The sequence below is a fragment of the Conexibacter sp. SYSU D00693 genome (genome assembly GCF_017084525.1).
Lineage (GTDB): Bacteria > Actinomycetota > Thermoleophilia > Solirubrobacterales > Solirubrobacteraceae > Baekduia.
On sequence record NZ_CP070950.1, the window covers coordinates 2,416,285 to 2,432,360 of the forward strand.

The 16,076-nt window shown below is 73.2% G+C and carries 14 protein-coding genes; 9 read left to right on the forward strand and 5 right to left on the reverse strand.

The window, feature by feature from the left end:
- Positions 1-23: 23 nt before the first annotated feature.
- Positions 24-818, reverse strand: coding sequence for an SDR family oxidoreductase (locus tag JUB12_RS11980; RefSeq protein ID WP_205695639.1), 795 nt, complete (start codon positions 816-818; stop codon positions 24-26).
- Between the two features lie 132 nt (positions 819-950).
- Here JUB12_RS11980 and JUB12_RS11985 point away from each other — a divergent pair, with 132 nt between their 5' ends.
- On the forward strand, positions 951-1,814 hold the full coding sequence (locus JUB12_RS11985; protein ID WP_205695640.1) for a helix-turn-helix transcriptional regulator: 864 nt from the start codon (positions 951-953) through the stop codon (positions 1,812-1,814).
- 108 nt (positions 1,815-1,922) lie between these two features.
- Here JUB12_RS11985 and JUB12_RS11990 read toward each other — a convergent pair whose 3' ends face one another.
- Positions 1,923-2,501, reverse strand: coding sequence for a TetR family transcriptional regulator (locus JUB12_RS11990; protein WP_205695641.1), 579 nt, complete (start codon positions 2,499-2,501; stop codon positions 1,923-1,925).
- A 78-nt stretch (positions 2,502-2,579) separates the two neighbouring features.
- Here JUB12_RS11990 and JUB12_RS11995 point away from each other — a divergent pair, with 78 nt between their 5' ends.
- A complete protein-coding gene (locus tag JUB12_RS11995) occupies positions 2,580-3,566 on the forward strand; it encodes an aldo/keto reductase (RefSeq protein ID WP_205695642.1) in 987 nt (328 codons plus the stop codon).
- 53 nt (positions 3,567-3,619) lie between these two features.
- Here the strand turns inward: JUB12_RS11995 and JUB12_RS12000 are convergent, their stop codons facing one another.
- On the reverse strand, positions 3,620-6,733 hold the full coding sequence (locus JUB12_RS12000) for a glycine-rich protein (RefSeq protein WP_205695643.1): 3,114 nt from the start codon (positions 6,731-6,733) through the stop codon (positions 3,620-3,622).
- Between the two features lie 220 nt (positions 6,734-6,953).
- Between JUB12_RS12000 and JUB12_RS12005 the strand changes: the two genes are divergently transcribed.
- The 4 genes from JUB12_RS12005 to JUB12_RS12020 all read left to right on the forward strand — a co-directional run bounded on the left by JUB12_RS12005 (position 6,954) and on the right by JUB12_RS12020 (position 9,889).
- Positions 6,954-7,523 (forward strand): TetR/AcrR family transcriptional regulator, encoded by a 570-nt coding sequence (locus JUB12_RS12005; protein WP_205695644.1) that lies wholly within the window; start codon positions 6,954-6,956, stop codon positions 7,521-7,523.
- Positions 7,524-7,541: 18 nt separating this feature from the next.
- A complete protein-coding gene (gap, locus tag JUB12_RS12010) occupies positions 7,542-8,537 on the forward strand; it encodes a type I glyceraldehyde-3-phosphate dehydrogenase (protein WP_205695645.1) in 996 nt (331 codons plus the stop codon).
- Positions 8,538-8,722: 185 nt separating this feature from the next.
- Complete coding sequence (locus tag JUB12_RS12015; protein WP_205695646.1) at positions 8,723-9,484, forward strand: hypothetical protein; 762 nt, start codon at positions 8,723-8,725, stop codon at positions 9,482-9,484.
- Between the two features lie 78 nt (positions 9,485-9,562).
- A complete protein-coding gene (locus JUB12_RS12020; RefSeq protein ID WP_205695647.1) occupies positions 9,563-9,889 on the forward strand; it encodes a putative quinol monooxygenase in 327 nt (108 codons plus the stop codon).
- A gap of 26 nt (positions 9,890-9,915) precedes the next feature.
- On the opposite strand, the gene JUB12_RS12025 is transcribed toward JUB12_RS12020, so the two are convergent.
- Entirely contained in the window at positions 9,916-12,123 is a 2,208-nt protein-coding gene (locus JUB12_RS12025; RefSeq protein WP_205695648.1) for an MMPL family transporter, read from the reverse strand.
- A gap of 139 nt (positions 12,124-12,262) precedes the next feature.
- Here JUB12_RS12025 and JUB12_RS12030 point away from each other — a divergent pair, with 139 nt between their 5' ends.
- From JUB12_RS12030 to JUB12_RS12040, 3 genes are all read left to right on the forward strand, one after another.
- Entirely contained in the window at positions 12,263-13,432 is a 1,170-nt protein-coding gene (locus JUB12_RS12030; protein ID WP_241004522.1) for a sensor histidine kinase, read from the forward strand.
- A gap of 26 nt (positions 13,433-13,458) precedes the next feature.
- Positions 13,459-14,112 carry a response regulator transcription factor gene (locus JUB12_RS12035; RefSeq protein ID WP_205699762.1) on the forward strand — a complete coding sequence of 218 codons (654 nt, stop codon included), beginning with the start codon at positions 13,459-13,461 and terminating at the stop codon, positions 14,110-14,112.
- A gap of 333 nt (positions 14,113-14,445) precedes the next feature.
- Entirely contained in the window at positions 14,446-15,336 is an 891-nt protein-coding gene (locus tag JUB12_RS12040) for a hypothetical protein (protein WP_205695650.1), read from the forward strand.
- An 84-nt stretch (positions 15,337-15,420) separates the two neighbouring features.
- Here JUB12_RS12040 and JUB12_RS12045 read toward each other — a convergent pair whose 3' ends face one another.
- The gene (locus tag JUB12_RS12045; protein WP_205695651.1) at positions 15,421-15,939 is read right to left on the reverse strand and encodes a hypothetical protein; all 519 of its coding nucleotides are present in this window, start codon (positions 15,937-15,939) and stop codon (positions 15,421-15,423) included.
- Positions 15,940-16,076: the final 137 nt, after the last annotated feature.

The following is a 16,076-nucleotide window of genomic DNA, read 5'->3' on the forward strand; positions in this document are numbered from 1 at the left end:
GCAACACGCCCAGGTGACGGCGCCTACATCTGCTCCTGGGTCGGCATGACCGTGACCTGCTGGAGGTTCACCCGCCGCGGCAGGCCGGCGAGGTAGGTGACCACGGAGGCGATGTCCTGCGGCTGCAGGAGCTCCATCGTCTGCGCGGCGTCGGCCAGCCACGCCTTGCTGGCCTCGTCGGTCACGTGGCCCTGCAGCTCGGTCTCGGTGATGCCGGGCTCGATGGTGCTGACCCGCACGCCCTGAGCGCCGAGCTCGGCCCGCAGGGTGCGCGACAGGTGCGTCACGAACGCCTTGGTCGCCGAGTAGACGGCGAAGCCGGGGAAGATGTTCTGGGCGGCGATCGAGCTCGTGTTGATCAGGTCGGCCGTGCCGCCCGCCTGACCGGCCTCGACGAGCTGCGGGACGAACGCGCCGATCGTGTGCATGAGGCCGGTGACGTTGAGGTCGATCTGGTGCTGCCACTCGTCGCGCGGCTGCTGGGTGATCGGCCCCGGGAGCATGACGCCGGCGTTGTTGAACACGAGGTCGACGCGCCCGAGCTGCTCGCGCACGCGGGCGGCGACCGCGTCGGCCGCGTCCTGGTCGGTCACGTCGAGCTGATGAGCGACGACCTCGGCGCCGGTCGGGGCGAGCCGCTCGACGAGGGCGTCGAGGCGGTCCTTGCGACGGGCGAGCAGCGCGACCTTCGCGCCGGCGGCGGCGAGCGACTCGGCGGTGGCGGCGCCCATGCCGGAGGAGGCGCCGGTGATCACGGCGACGCGGCCCGTGAGGGGGCGCTGGTCGCTGGGGGTGTCGGCGGCGGTGAGCGTGGTCATGGGCGCCATGCTGGGCGCGCCCACCGAGGCTCACAAGCGACGGGATCACCCGTCGGCCGGCCGAACCTGGGTCCAGCTGGACCACCCTCAGGGGCTGGACATCGCGCCGGCGCGAGGCATGATGGAGCGGCGATGTCGGCCAACCACGAGCTCCGCGAGTTCCTGCGCTCCCGCCGCGCGCGGCGCACCCCCGACGAGGTCGGGATGGCGCCGGGGCCGGGGCACCGCCGCGTCCCGGGGCTGCGCCGCGAGGAGGTCGCGCAGCTCGCCGGCGTGAGCGTCGACTACTACGTCCGCCTCGAGCAGGGGCGCGCCAGCAGCGTCTCGACGGACGTGCTCGAGGCGATCGCGCGGGCACTGTGCCTCGACGAGGCCGAGCGCGCGCACCTCCTCCACCTCGCCAAGCCGGTCCTCGCGCGGCGCCGCGGCCCGGACCCTGGCGGCCAGCGCGTGCGGCCGGGCGTCCAGCTGCTGCTCGACACCCTGCGCACGCCGGCGTTCGTCCTTGGGCGGCGCACCGACGTCCTGGCGACCAACGCCATGGCCCGCGCTCTGCTCTGCGACTTCGACGCCCTGGAGCCGCGCGAGCGCAACCACGCCCGGTGGGTGTTCCTCAACCCGGTGGCGCGGGAGCGCTACGTCGACTGGGAGGCGGTCGCGCGCGACAACGTCGCGGCCCTGCGCCTCGACGCCGGACGCTTCCCGGACGACGCCGTCCTCAACGAGCTCATCGGCGAGCTGAGCGTCAAGAGCCGCGAGTTCGCCGCCTGGTGGGCCCAGCACGACGTGGTGCGCCTGGCGCACGGGACCAAGGGCTACCGCCACCCGGTGGCTGGCGACGTCGAGGTCCAGTACGAGGCGCTCGACCTCCCCGCCGACCAGGACCAGACGCTCTTCGTCTACTCCGCGCCGGAGGGCAGCGCCTCCGCCAAGGGCCTGGACCTGCTCGCGAGCTGGATCGCCGAGCCGGCCGGGCCGGGTCTGCTCACGACCTGAGGCGGGCGCCGGCCAGCCGGCGCGCCTCGGCCAGGATCCGGCCGAGCCCCGGGTCGCCAGCGCGCCTCTCGGCCGTCCGGGGCGGGGCAGTGGCCCAGCCGCGGTGGCTCACCGGGGCGCCGGGAACAGCCGCTCGGCGGCGAGCACGGCGGCGGCCCGGCGGCGGGCGACGACCTCGGGGTCGGCGGGATCCTCGAGCTGGTGGAACTCGACCGCCATCAGCCATCCCATGCTGAGGTGGACGAGGAGGAGCAGGACGTCGAGCGGCGCGAAGGCGTCGTCGAGCACCCCGTCGGCCTGGCCCTGGGCGATCGTGGCGAGCTTGGCCCGCAGCGACGCCTGTCCGGCGGCGCCCATCCCGGCGAGTGCCTCGTTGGGCTCCAGCCGTCCCCACCCGACGAGCCGCAGCATCTCGGGGTGCGCGACGTAGAAGTCGAACAGCTCGCCCACGTAGCCCGGCAGGTCGGCGGGGTCGAGCTGCGTGCTCTCCATGACCTGCTGCAGCTGCCCGGCGGCGACGGCCACGTACAGCTCGTCCTTGGAGCGGAAGTACGCGTACACGCGCTCCTTGCTGGTCTTCGCCGCTCGCGCGATGCGGTCGACCCGCGCCCCCGCCACCCCGTGCTCGGCGAACTCGCGCAGCGCCGCGTCGAGCACTCGCTCCCTGGGCGTGACGGTCGTCGGCACGCCCCGAGCATAGATCGCGCGGGAGCGTGGTAGTGTCAAACCGAACCGTTTGGTTTGACCACGACTGAAAGGCACGACATGCATCGACGGACCCTCGGCACCCAGGGCCTCGAGGTCTCGGCACTCGGCTTCGGGACCATGGGCTTCACCCTCGCCTACGGCCAGGGCAGCACCCAGGCGGAGGTCACGGCCACCATCGCCGCCGCCCACGAGGCGGGCATCACGTTCTTCGACACCGCCGAGCTCTACGGCAACGGGACGGGCTCCAACGAGCAGCTCCTGGGCAAGGCCGTGGCGCCGTTCCGCGACGAGGTCGTCATCGCGACGAAGTTCGGCTTCGACATGAGCGCCGAGCCGCTGGGCAGCGCCGTCGACAGCCGGCCCGAGCGCATCCGCCAGGTCGCGGAGAACAGCCTGCGCCACCTCGGCGTCGACGTCCTCGACGTCCTCTACCAGCACCGCGTCGACCCGGACGTGCCCGTGGAGGACGTCGCCGGCACCGTCAAGGAGCTCATCGACGAGGGCAAGGTGCGCTTCTTCGGCCTCAGCGAAGCGGGGCCCGAGTCGCTGCGCCGCGCGCACGCCGTGCAGCCGGTGTCGGTCCTGCAGACCGAGTACTCGGTCTTCGAGCGCGACGTCGAGGCCGAGGTGCTGCCCGTCGTCCGCGAGCTCGGCATCGGCTTCGTCGCCTACTCCCCGCTGGGGCGCGGCTTCCTGACCGGCGACGTCCGGCCCGCGGCCGAGTACCCCGCCGACGACATGCGCAGCTGGGACGACCGCTGGCAGCCGGGCAACTTCGAGCGCAACCTCGAGGCCGTGCGGCAGCTCACGGGCCTGGCCGAGAGCAAGGCCATCACCGTGAGCCAGCTCGCCCTCGCCTGGCTGCTGGCCCAGGGCGACGACGTCGTCCCGATCCCCGGGACGCGCAGCCCGCAGCGCGTGCGCGAGAACGCGGCGGCGGCCGACGTCGTCCTGACGCCCGAGGACCTGGAGACCATCCGCGCCGCCCTGCCCGAGGGCGCCTTCGGCAGCCGCTACCCGGCGGCGTTCATGCCGAAGGGCTGATCGGCCCGGTCCCGCGACCACCGTGGGCGCCGCACGGCCGTGCCGTGCGGCGCTCAGGTCGTGGCGTTGTCGCGGTAGAAGGGCAGCACGCAGATCCGCACGATGAAGCGGAACTGGAACAGGCTGCAGTCGGGCAGCACGGTGAACGCCTTGGTCGCCGGGCTGGGATCGACGAGGCCGGTCTGGTCGGTGGCGCGCACGCTGAAGGTGTGCTGACCGTCGCGCAACCGCGAGGCCGTGAACGGGCTCGTGCACGGCGACCAGCCACCGCTGTCGACCCGGCACGCGAACGTCGCACCCGCCTCGCTGGTGAACCGGAAGACCGGCGTGCGGTCGTTCGTCGTGGCCGGCGGCGAGAACACGCCCGTCGGGCCGCTCGTGATCGTCGTCTCGGGCGGGGCGCTGTCGACGGTCCAGGACCGCGTCGCCGGCGTCGGGTCGGCGTTGCCCGCCTGGTCCACCGCCCGCACGCTGAACGTGTGCGCGCCGTCAGCAAGGCCGCTCAACGCCTTCGGCGACGTGCACGTCGCGTACTCGCCGCCGTCCAGCTTGCACTCCAGCCGGCTCACGTCGGTGTCCGACGAGCCGAAGACCAACGAGGCCGAGCGGCTCTTGGTCAGCGCCGGCGGACCCCCGGTGATGACGGTGTTCGGCGCCGCGGTGTCGACGGTCCAGCTCCGCGAGGCCGGCGACGGGTCGACGTTGCCTGCCTGGTCGACCGCGCGCACCCGCAGGACGTGCGGGCCGTCGGCGAGGTCGCTGAGCGCCTTGGGCGTGGTGCACGTCGCGTAGTCGCCGCCGTCGAGCTGGCACTCGAACCGCGCGACGTCGGTGGCCGTCGAGCCGAAGCCGATCGACGCGGTCGTGCTGTTGGTCAGGGCGGGCGGACCGCTGCTGATCTCCGTGTCGGGTGCGGTTGCGTCGACGAGCCAGCTCACGACCGCCGGCTGGGCCGTCTCGTTGCCCGCGTGGTCGATGGCCTTGACGCTGAAGACGTGCACGCCGTCGGCGAGGTCGCTCAGCGACTTGGGCGGGGTGCAGGTGGCGTAGTCCCCGGCGTCGAGCTTGCAGGCGAAGCGGTCGACGTCGCCGTCGCTCGAGCCGAACTCGATCGTCGCCGCCCGGCTGCTGGTGAGCCCGTTCGGCGCCGAGGTGATGGACACGCCCGGAGGCGTCTGGTCGGTCACCGTGTAGGCCGCCGAGACCGTGCGGGTGTTGCCCGCCTCGTCCGTCGCCGTCACCGAGAACGACGCCGGGCCGAGCGACGAGGTGTCGATCGGCTGGCCGTCGGCCACCGTGCCGACGCACGACTTCAGGCCGCTGCCGCCCTGCTCGTCGGCGCAGGCGAAGTCCGCCTCGACGGTCGCGCCCTGGGCGTACGTCGCGCCATCGGCCGGGGTCGTGATCGAGACCGCCGGCTTCGTCTCGTCGGCGACCAGGTAGACCGCCGTGACCGTCCGGGTGTTGCCGGCGTCGTCGGTCGCCGTGACCGAGAACTGCTTCGTGCCCAAGGACGACGTGTCGATCGGCTGGCCATCGGCGACGGTGCCCACGCAGGAGGTCAGGCCGCTGCCGCCCTGCTCGTCGGCGCACGCGAAGTCCGCCTCGACCGTCGCGCCGCGCGCGTAGGTCGCACCGTCGGCGGGCGTCGTGATCGACGCCGTCGGGTCCGTGGCGTCGACCACCTCGTAGCCGACCTCCACCGTCCGGGTGTTGCCCGCGTTGTCGGTCGCCGTGACCGAGAGCGTCTTCTTGCCCAGCGACGAGGTGTCCACGGGCTGGCCGTCGGCGACGTCGCCGACGCACGACTTCAGGCCGCTGCCGCCCTGCTCGTCGGCGCAGGCGAAGTCCGCGAGCACGGTCGTGCCCCGGCCGTAGCTCGCGCCGTTCTCGGGCGAGGTGATCGAGACGGTCGGCCGCGTCTGGTCCTCGACGACGTACGTGATGGCGTCGGTGTGCGTCAGGCCGTCCTGGCCGGTGGCGGTCACCGAGTACGTGAACGTGCCGGGCGTGCTCGTGGCCAGCGTGCCGGTGCCGTCGGTCTCGCCACCGGAGTCCTGGCACGAGCTCACGGCGAACGTGCCCGCCGCGCAGGTGAAGCTGGTCGCCACCGACTGGCCGACGGCGAAGTGCTGGCCGTCGGCCGGCGCCACGATCGTCGCGCTGGGTCGCGACGCCTCGTAGCTGATCGTCACGGCCGGGGCAGCTGCGTCATCTGCGGTCGCGATGCTCGCCGACTGCGCCGGGTCGGCGCCCAGGTAGCTCGAACCGCCGCCACCGGCGCCCGCCCCACCGCACCCCAAGGCCGGTCCTCCCCCGCCGCCGAACCAGCCGCCGCCGCCTCCGGCCCCGGCGATGGGCTGGCAGTTGTCGCGGAGGTGGAGGGCCCCGTCGCCGCCGGAAGCGGCGGTGCCGTTGGTGCCGTTCACGCCCACGTTGGTCCAGAAGCGCGACTCGCCGCCGCCGTCGGTGCCGTCGGTCGGCCCGACACCGCCCGGCGCCGCGAGGTTGGAGTTGGGGGTGAACGCGTCGCCGGCGCCGACGACGTCGGCGACCCCCGCGTCCCCAGCCCGGACGAAGCTGTAGCCGACGCCGCCTCCGCCGCCACCCGCGACGAGCAGACGAGAGTCCGTGGCCGCGTTGCCGGTGAACGTCGCCGAGGCCCGCGGGTCACGGCTCAGCGCCGAGGATCCGCCACCACCGCCCGCGTTGCCGGCCGGGCAACCGCTGAAGAGGTTCCAGCCGGAGCGGCCGCCGTCGAACTCCCCACGGGCCGTCGGGGACGCAGGGCAGAGGCCGTTCGCCGGCCCGCGCGATGCCACGTCGACGTAGAGCGTGGCTCCGCCTGTCACCGGAAGCGACGGGTTCTCGACCGTGGCACCGCGTCCGCTGAAGCCCCCGCCACCGTGGGCACCGACGGCGATGACGTCGAGCCGCGTCACGTCGGAGGGGACGACGAACGTCCCCTCGGTGCCGGCCTCGGTGTACGTGCACGTGAAGGTCGTCCCGGACTGCGTGAAGACGCCGCGCTCACCGCACGGCGCGAAGGCCGCATCGGCTGCGGCTGGAGTCACCCAGAGCGCCAGCGCCGCCGCGCCGGCGACCATCGTCGCGCGTCGAAGCAGCCCGCGCGCATGCGGCGACGAGCCCGTCCTGCTGATCCCCATGTTCCCCAGCCTCCGGCGTGTGGCGTTGTGCGCCGGGGAAGCTAGTTGACTGTCCGGCTGCTGACCGTCTGGCCGTCGATTGATCGAGGAACGGTGAGCTTGCGACCGCTGACGGCACACTGACTGCCGGTCGCCGCGCTGCACGACCGCACGTGGATCCCCCCGGAGAGGACGCGACGGGGCCGTGCCCGTTGTACGTACTAGTTGGTACAGTCAAGGTGTGAGTGCCCGGGAGCAGCTGCGGGACGCCATGGCCGACCTGCTGTGGGAACGGGGCTACGCCGCCACGAGCCCGCGCGACGTCCTGGCCCGTGCCGGCGTCGGTCAGGGCAGCATGTACCACCACTACGCGGGCAAGCACGACCTCGCCCTCGACGCGTTCTCGTCGGTGGCGCAGGAGATGGCCGGCCAGACGTCGGAGCTCGACGGCGACGGGTCGCCCTTGGAGCGGATCATCCGGTACCTCACGGTGCCGCGGCCCGGAACGCGGGGCTGTCGCGTGGGCCGCATGACCCAGGACCCGCAGGTCGTCGCCGACCCGGAGCTCCTGACCGTCGTGGCCGAGGCGTTCGCCACGGTGCTGCGGCGGTGGGAGGCCGTCATCGCCGAGGCCGTCGAGGTGGGCGAGCTGCCTGCCGACGTCGACCCGGCCGACCTCGCCCGGACCCTCGCGGCGGTGCTGCAGGGCGGCTACGTCCTCGCCAGGGCGCAGGGCGACCAGGAGCCCATGGACGCGGCGGTCCGAGGTGCGGTGTCGCTGCTCGAGGCCGCCCGCGCCGCCGCGCGCTGAACCAGGAGGAGGACGCAGATGGCTGTCCGCATCGGGATCAACGGCTTCGGCCGCATCGGCCGGGCCTACCTGCGGGCGGCGCTGCGCAGCTCGGCCGACGTCGAGGTCGTCGCCATCAACGACGTGGCCGACGCGGCCACGCTCGGAGCGCTGCTCGAGTGGGACTCGGTCGGCGGCCGCCTTGCCGGCGTCCGGGTCGAGGACGGCGCCCTCGTCGTCGGTGACGCGCGGATCCGGGCGACCGCGGAGCGCGAGCCCGCGCGCATCGGCTGGGGCGACGTCGGGGTCGACGTCGTCGTCGAGTCCACCGGGCGGTTCACCGACGCGGCGAGCGCGCGGCAGCACCTCGCCGCCGGCGCGCGCAAGGTCATCATCTCCGCACCGGCCTCGAACGACGTGCCGGCGGTCGTCCTGGGCGTCAACGACGACGTCCTCGAGGACGCCGGCGACCTCGTCTCCAACGGCTCGTGCACGACGAACTGCCTGGCGCCGATGGCCAAGGTGCTGCACGAGGCCTTCGGCATCGAGACCGGGCTGATGACGACGATCCACGCCTACACCAGCGACCAGCGCCTGCAGGACGCCCCGCACAGCGACCTGCGCCGCGCCCGCGCCGCCGCCCTGTCCACCATCCCGACGTCGTCGGGCGCCGCGAGCACGATCGGGAGGATCATCCCGGAGCTCGACGGCAGGCTCACCGGCCTGTCGCTGCGCGTGCCCGTGCCGGTCGGCTCGATCACCGACCTCACCGCCAAGCTCACGCGGCGCGCGTCGGTCGAGGAGGTCGACGCGGCCTTCCGCTCGGCGGCAGCGACGCCTGGCCTGTCGCCGTACCTGGCCTACTCGGAGGCGCCGCTCGTCTCCGCCGACATCGTCGGCGACCCGCACTCCGCGATCTTCGACGCGCCGCTCACCCAGGTCGTCGGCGACCAGGTGAAGGTCTTCGCCTGGTACGACAACGAGTGGGGCTTCTCGAACCGCCTCGTCGAGCTCTCCGAGCGCCTCGGCAGCTGAAGCCCGCCTCGACGACGCGCTCCGTCGCGGGCCGAGATCAGACCTGCGCCGTCGCGGGGTCCGTCCTCCCTGGCTCCACGCCTCGCCCCGACCAGACCCCCGGCCGCGCTTCGCCTGGACGCCCTCGCTCGCCCAAGTCGGCGCGAGCGTCGAGATGAGAGGACAAGCTCGACCCGCGGACGATCGTGCCGCGCCGCCGGGGGACCAAGCCGTTGCCTGGCGCACGGTACCGGCGCACCGCGGGCCGGCGTCGTCGGTGGTTGCAAGCCCACCACCGGTGCCCTCGGCGGACGGCCGCCGGGTACGGACGCAGCATCGACCACGCACCTCCGCACAGCGCCTCGGGCCGCCCCCACTACGAGGACCTGTCCATCGGTCAGCTCGTCCTGAAGAACCGGCCGTGGCGGCTGGTCCGCGACCTCTCCAAGGTCCTGGTCGCCATCCTCGGCAGCGCCGGGTTCTTCGTCGTCAACACCAATGCGTGGGCGATCGCCGACCAGCAGGACGTCACCCGCCTCGTGGTGATCGCCGTCGTGGCGCTCGTCGGTCTCGGCGCCTGGCTGGTCGTCGCGCACTCGCTGTGGGAGGACGCGAGTCGCACGCCCGATCCGCAGCTGATGAGGCGCATCAACGTCGCGACCGTGCTGACGCTGCTGCTGGGCCTGGTGTTCGCCTACGTGGTGCTCTACGCCGTCGTCCTGGCCGCGATGGCGCTCGTGGTCCCCAGCGCGTCGATGGCGTCCAACCTCTCGCACGACGCCGCGTTCGAGGACTACGCAGCGGCGGCGTGGTTCGCCACGTCGATGGCGATCGTCGTCGGCGCGATCGGGTCCGGGCTCGAGAGCGACGACGAGGTCCGCGAGACCATCAGCCGCTACCGGCCTCCGTCGCCTGCGCCCCAGGACCAGGCCGTGGGTGCTGGCCCGTCGTCGACTTCGGACGACTGACCCCACCCCGCCGGCGAGTCCAGCGGGTCGCCTTCCGCGTGGCCGGTAGCTCCCGGTCCCCACCGACAGGAGATCGACATGGCGGACATCGCTGGACCGACGACGACGGTGACGAAGGGGCTGTTCGTCCGCATCGAGGCCAAGGCGGGCCACGAGGGTGACGTGGAGGCGTTCCTCGACGGGGGCCTGGACCTCGTGCTCGACGAGCCGGCGACGACGGCGTGGTTCGCCATCCGGCTCGGGCCGTCGACCTTCGGGATCTTCGACGTCTTCCCCGACGATGCCGGGCGCGACGCCCACCTGAACGGCAGGGTGGCCGCGGCACTGATGGAGAACGCCGGGACGCTCTACGACGAGCCGATGATCGAGAAGCTCGACGTGCTGGCGGCCAAGCTCCCCGGCTAGCCACCCTCGCACCGCGCCGGCCGCGGTCACGACTCGGCGGCCGGCGTGACCGCGGGCAGGCGCAGGAGCCGCCGGCCGCGCTCGGGCATCCACCAGTTCCAGCGGCCGAACCACGAGACGGTGGCGGGGACGAGGAGCGAGCGCACGACGAGCGCGTCGATGAGGACGCCCGCCGCGAGTCCGGTGGCGAGCACCTGCAGGTCCGCGTCCCCGGCGGTGGCCATCGAGGCGAACGCGAGGAAGACGATCAGCGCCGCGCTGGTCACGAGCCGCCCCGTGCCGGCCATCCCGCGCACGACCGCCTCGTCGGTGGAGCCGGTGCGGTCGTACTCCTCGCGCATCCGGGCGAGGATGAACACCTCGTAGTCCATCGACAGCCCGTAGATGAACGCGAACACGATCACCGGCGCCCACGACAGCACCGAGCCCGAGGGGTCGACGCCGAACAGCTGCTCGGTGCCCACGCCGTGCTGCCAGACGAGCGTCATGACGCCCCAGGTGGCGAACACCGACAGCAGGTTCATCGCGATCGCCTTCGCGGGGAGCACGATCGAGCGGAATGCGCGCGCCAGGAGGACGAACGTGACGAGCGAGATCAGCGCGAGCATCAGCGGGAACGAGCCGTAGACGCCGTCGATGAAGTCCATCGTCTCCGCCGTGCCCCCGCCGACGGTGGTCGCCGGCTGCGCCGCGGCGACATCGCGCACGGCGTCGACCGTCCTGCGTCCGGCCTGCGAGTTGGTGTCGCTGCGGGGGAAGACCTCGACGACCGCGACACCGTCGGCGTGCCACGCGCCGCCCGGGGCGCTGGCGGCGCGGACGCCGTCGACCGTCGCCATGCGGGCCGCGGTCTCGTCCGCGCGGCCGGCCGGGGTCAGGACCTCGATGGGCGCGAGCGGCGCGGCGTCGATGCCGGAGCGATCGAGCTGTTCGAGCGCGGCCTTCGCGCCGCCGGTGCCGCCGAGCGATCGTGCCTCGGGCGTGCCGAGCAGCATGCCCTGCGCGACGACGCAGAGCGCGACGAGCACGGCCGTGCCGCCCAGCGCCGCGGCGACGCGATGGCGGATGACCAGGCGCGCCCAGGTGGCCCAGTGCCGCTCGGCGCGGTCGGTGCGTCGCAGCCGGCGGGCGTCGGCGACCGGCCCGACCGTCGCGAGCACGACGGGCAGCAGCGTCAGCGCGACGGCGACGGACACGAGCGGGATGAGCAGTCCCCCGTAGCCCATCGAGCGCAGGAACGGGACCGGGAGCACGAGCGCCGAGAGCAGTCCGATCGCCACCGTGCTGCCGCTGAACAGCACCGCGCGCCCGGCGGTTCCGGCGGCGCGCACGATCGCCTGCTCGTCGCTCTCGCCGCGCTCTCGTTCCTCCCGCCAGCGCATGACGACCAGGAGCGCGTAGTCGATCGCGATGCCGAGGCCGATCAGCGAGACGAGGAAGACCACGACCAGGTTGACCTCGGTCAGCGCGGTGAGCCCCCAGACGGCCAGCAGCGTGACCGGGATGGCGACGATCGCCATCATCAGCGGCACGAGCGCCAGGGCCGACGCGAACACGAAGGCCAGCACGACCAGGGCCGCGACGCCGGCGATGAGCGTCTCGTTCAGGAAGCCGGGACCGCCGCCCTCGCCTTCGGCCTCGCGGGCCAGCAGCGCGGCCCCCGTGAGCCGGACCTCGGCGCCGCCCACGCGGGCGCCGGCGACGGCCCGCTCGGCGCTCGCGAGCGTCGCGTCGCTGATCTCGTTGCCGCTCGGTCCGGCGTCTTCGACCACCGCCGTCGGCGGGTGCACGATCGCGAACGTGGTGCGGCCGTCGTCGGAGACATAGGCCCGCTCGGAGGTCGAGCCGAAGGACGCGATGCGAGCGCCAGGGACGGCGCGCTGGAGGTCCTGCTCGAGCGTCCGCAGGTCAGCGCGGACCGCCGGAGCGCTGGCCGTCGTCCCGGGTGGCAGCGTCACGACCGCGACGAGCGGCGGCGTGGCGCCGCCCGACGCGAAGCGATCGGCGATCCGGTCGTTGGCGATCGTGCTCGCGCTGTCGGGCATCGTGAAGCTCTCGTTGAGCGCGTCGGTGACCTTCGCGGAGCCGAAGAACCCGAGCAGGGTGAGCACGAGCCAGCCGACCGCGACCAGGCGCTTGTGGGCCAGGACCCAGCCGGTGAGGCCGGCCAGCCAGCGCCCGGTGCGGTCCGCCGGCGGGGCGGATGGCGGGGCGGAGATCGTCGTCGTTCGCATGGCCGGCGAAGCTAGGTCGGCGGCCGCCTCGCCGAAACGTCCGCTCGACGGATCCTGCGTCTCCTCCCGCGGGAGGAGACGCATCGTGCCGCGGGAGGTGTTCGGGTTGGGGGCGCGCCACTACGCTCGGCTCGTGTCGATGACCAGGCCCGGGTCGCGCTCGCGCCAGCTGGCGCTCGACGCCGCGCTCACGGCTGCGGTGTTCGGCTTCTCGGTCGCGCAGATGGCCACCGAGGCGTTCGGCGCCAAGGAGGGCCAGGCGAGCGACGGCGACGTGGTCGGCGCGGCCGTCTGCCTGCTCGCCGCGCTCCCGCTGCTGGCGCGCCACCGGGCGCCGCGAGCGGCGCTGGCGGCGGTCCTCGCCGGCTCGGTAGCGCTCGTCGCGCTCGACCTCGCCGTGCTCACCGCGCCCGCTCCGGCGATCGTCCTCGCCACGCTCGCCGCGCGCGACCGCAGCAGGCAGGACGCCCTCGTGGTCCTGGGCGTCTGCGTCGCCGCCTTCGCGGCGTTCGCCGCCGTCGCCTCGGTCCGCTTCGAGCCCGAGGCGGGCGAGTACGCGATCACCGCGCTACTGTGGGCGGGCGGCTGGATCGTCAGCGATCGCCGCCGTCTGGCCCGGGAGCGAGCCGCACAGGAACGCGAGCAGGCCGCGCAGGAGCGCGAGCGCGTCGCGCGCGAGCAGCGCCTCGCGGTCGCCGAGGAGCGCACGCGGATCGCTCGCGAGCTCCACGACTCGGCCGGGCACGCGATCAACTCGATCCTCATCCAGGCCGGGGCGGCGCGGCTCGTCCAGGACAGTCAGCCCGAGCGCAGCCGCGAGGCGATCGCCACCATCGAGGCGATCGCCCGCGAGACCATGCAGGAGCTCGACGCGATCCTGGGCGGGCTGCGCGACGGCGCGCCGGCAGACCTGGAGCCGCTGCCCGGCATCGACCGCATCCCGGCGCTGGTCGAGCGCCACCGGGCCGCCGGCCTGGACTTCTCGCTGCACGACCGCACGGGGCCCGCGCTGCGCCTGCCGCCGGCGGTCGACCGCGCCGCCTACCGCATCGCCCAGGAGGCGATGACCAACGCCGCGCGCCACGGAGCCGGCGCCGCGGAGCTGACGCTCGAGTGCCGCGACGGCGTGCTGGCGCTCACCGTCGTCAACCCCGTCGCCGGCGGCGCACCGGCGCGGCCCTCGGGCGGCCACGGCCTGACCGGGATGCGCGAGCGCGCCGCGCTGCTCGGCGGCACGCTGGACGCCCGCAGCGTCGGTGGCCGCTTCGAGGTCCGTGCGACGCTGCCCCGGGGCGCGAGGACGCCGTGACCGACGCGCCCGGGGCGATCCGCGTGATGCTGGTCGACGACGACGACCTGGTCCGCCGCGGCCTGCGCCTGATCCTCTCCAACGACCCGGCGCTCGAGGTCGTCGCCGAGGCCGAGGACGGCGACATCGCGCTGCGCCGCGCGCCGCACCACCGCCCCGACGTGGTGCTGATGGACGTCCGCATGCCCCAGATGGACGGCATCACGGCGACCCGCGAGCTGATCGCCCGGGTGCCCGACGCGCGCGTGGTCATCCTCACGACCTTCAACGAGGACGAGTACGTCGTCGGCGCGCTGCGCGCCGGCGCCAGCGGCTTCCTGCTCAAGCGCAGCGCCCCCGAGGACCTGCTGCGCGCGATCCACGTCGTCGCCTCCGGCGACGCGCTGCTCTCCCCCGCGGTGACCCGACGCGTGATCGAGCGGGTGGTCGAGCAGCCGGTCCTGAGCCCCTCCCAGGATCCGCGGCTCGCCGAGCTCACGCCCCGCGAGCTCGAGGTCTTCCTGCTCATCGCCCAAGGGCACGCCAACCGCGAGATCGCCGCCGCGCTGACCGTCGAGGAGACGACGGTCAAGAGCCACGTGCGCAACGTGCTGACCAAGCTCGGCGCACGCGACCGGATCCACGCGGTGATCCTCGCCTACGAGTGCGGCGCGATCTCGCCCGGCGGGCGGGCGGCGTGATGGCCGAGCAACGAGGAAGTCCCCGCGGTGGAGGGGTCTTCCGAAGCGCGCCCGAGAGGATTCGGACCTCTGACCTTCGGTTCCGTAGGCGGTCCGGAGGGTCTCGGAAAGGGCTGGAAAGCAGGGAGAACGTAGCAGCCCGTCTGGTCGCCGGGAGCAGGATCGGCTCGGTCGGGGACCTAAACGGGGACCCGTTTTCGGTGAGCCTGCCGGCGGGCCTCTGAGCCTCTCCGAAGCGAGCATTCACCGCCGGTCGGAAGCTTTGTTGTCGTCAGGGGCAGCAGCGGCCAGCTACAGCCCCGGAGGATCGCCCGTCATGCGAAGCTCGAGCCGATGCTCGCCTTCGGCGATAGGTGCCCGCAGTGCGGCGGCGCGTGGGATATCCGTCCTGAAATGCTGGGGAAGCCGGCGGCGGACTTCGACTCATGCGCCTTCCGCTGCCACCGTTGTGGGCTGGGCTTCTCCAACGCTTCGACGCCGAACGGTCGTGTGTCGATCACCGCCACGCCGCAGCTGAATGTGCCTGAGCAGGCACGTCCTGGGCTGACGGACGCGCTGGCCGGCGCGATCAATGTGCACAACCGGCCGACGAAGGCCAAGAAATTCTGCTCTGGTCGCAGCGAGGACGCGGTGACCTGGACGGTTGTCGCTGGGCTGCGCGCGGTCGGTGCGATCGGCGCACTGGTCGGCGAGCCTGACCTCGGCGAGCCGGAGGCGCTGCTCCTGTGGGGGCATCCGGTGGCCGGCTCGCGCGCGGCGGAGGTGCTCGAGCTACTCGTGCAGGTCAGCGACCGCCTCGAGGAGCACCCGAAGCGGCGCTCCGAGCCGGACGTCATCGCTCTGTGGCCGGAGTTGCTGGCGCTCGTGGAGGCCAAGCACGGCAGCGCCAACGACTCACAACCCGGCTACGTCGGCTACGACAAGTATCTGGCGGCGCGTGAGCTCTTCTCGGTGGATGAGATAGCCGTGAGGTCGGAGGGCTCATACCAGCTGACGCGCAACTGGGTGATCGGGGCCGCCATGGCGGAACGGCTCGGGGTGCCGCTGCGACTGGTCAATCTCGGCCCCGCGGGCGTCGCCGAGCACGCGGCTAACTTCGCCGCGCTGCTCGAGCAGACGCCGGGCCGCCGCTTCGAGCACCGCACCTGGCAGCAGGCGCTCGGCGACACCTCACCCCCCGACTGGCTGATCGACTACGCCGAGCTGAACGGACTCTGCTCGTAAGCGGCGACGCGCCAGCAAGGTGGCTTCCGACCTGCCGGGTGCCCGGTGCCCGTGACCCGTTCCGCATGGAGCTCGCCGCCTGATCTACGCCGCGCGGTACGTCGCGTCGTACCAACGGATGAAGCCCAGGGTGTCGCCCCACTGCTCGGAGATGCGGGCGTGGACAGCCCTCTGGTCGTGGCCCGGGACGAACGCCCGCCCCGCAGCGGCCGTCTCGCCGCACCCGCAGGCGCACTCTCGCGCGCCCGTTGCAGGGTCGTCGAAGTAGGTGACAGGGTTCCGGAACGAGTCCGGCGCCGGCGCGCCGACCCACCGCCGGACTACGGGGTGATCCGAGCCCAGGACGCGCCCCACGATCACCCGCTTGTCCTCCGACGTCTCGTAGCCGTCGATCTCGGCGACGAACTTCACCGTGTGGTCCCCGGTGTAGGAGAACACCGCGTAACGCTCGAGGTCAGCGCGCTTCCCCAGGACCCACCGGCCGCGGTTCTGGTCGAAGAGGACGTCGAGCGACTCTTCGGGGTCGTACCCGACCCACGTCCGACCCATTGGGTCAGTCTCGGCGTCGATGGTCCGGCGATCGTGCAGCTTGACGTGAAGCATACCTATACCCCCAAGGGCTTGAGCGTTGACTATGCAGACGACTCTAGTTGGTCGATAGCTTAACGTCAAGGGCTTAGGCGTCAACTATGGCAGCACGGCCGGGCGGCGCTGAGAAGGTCGTCGCGCGCTGGAGTCGG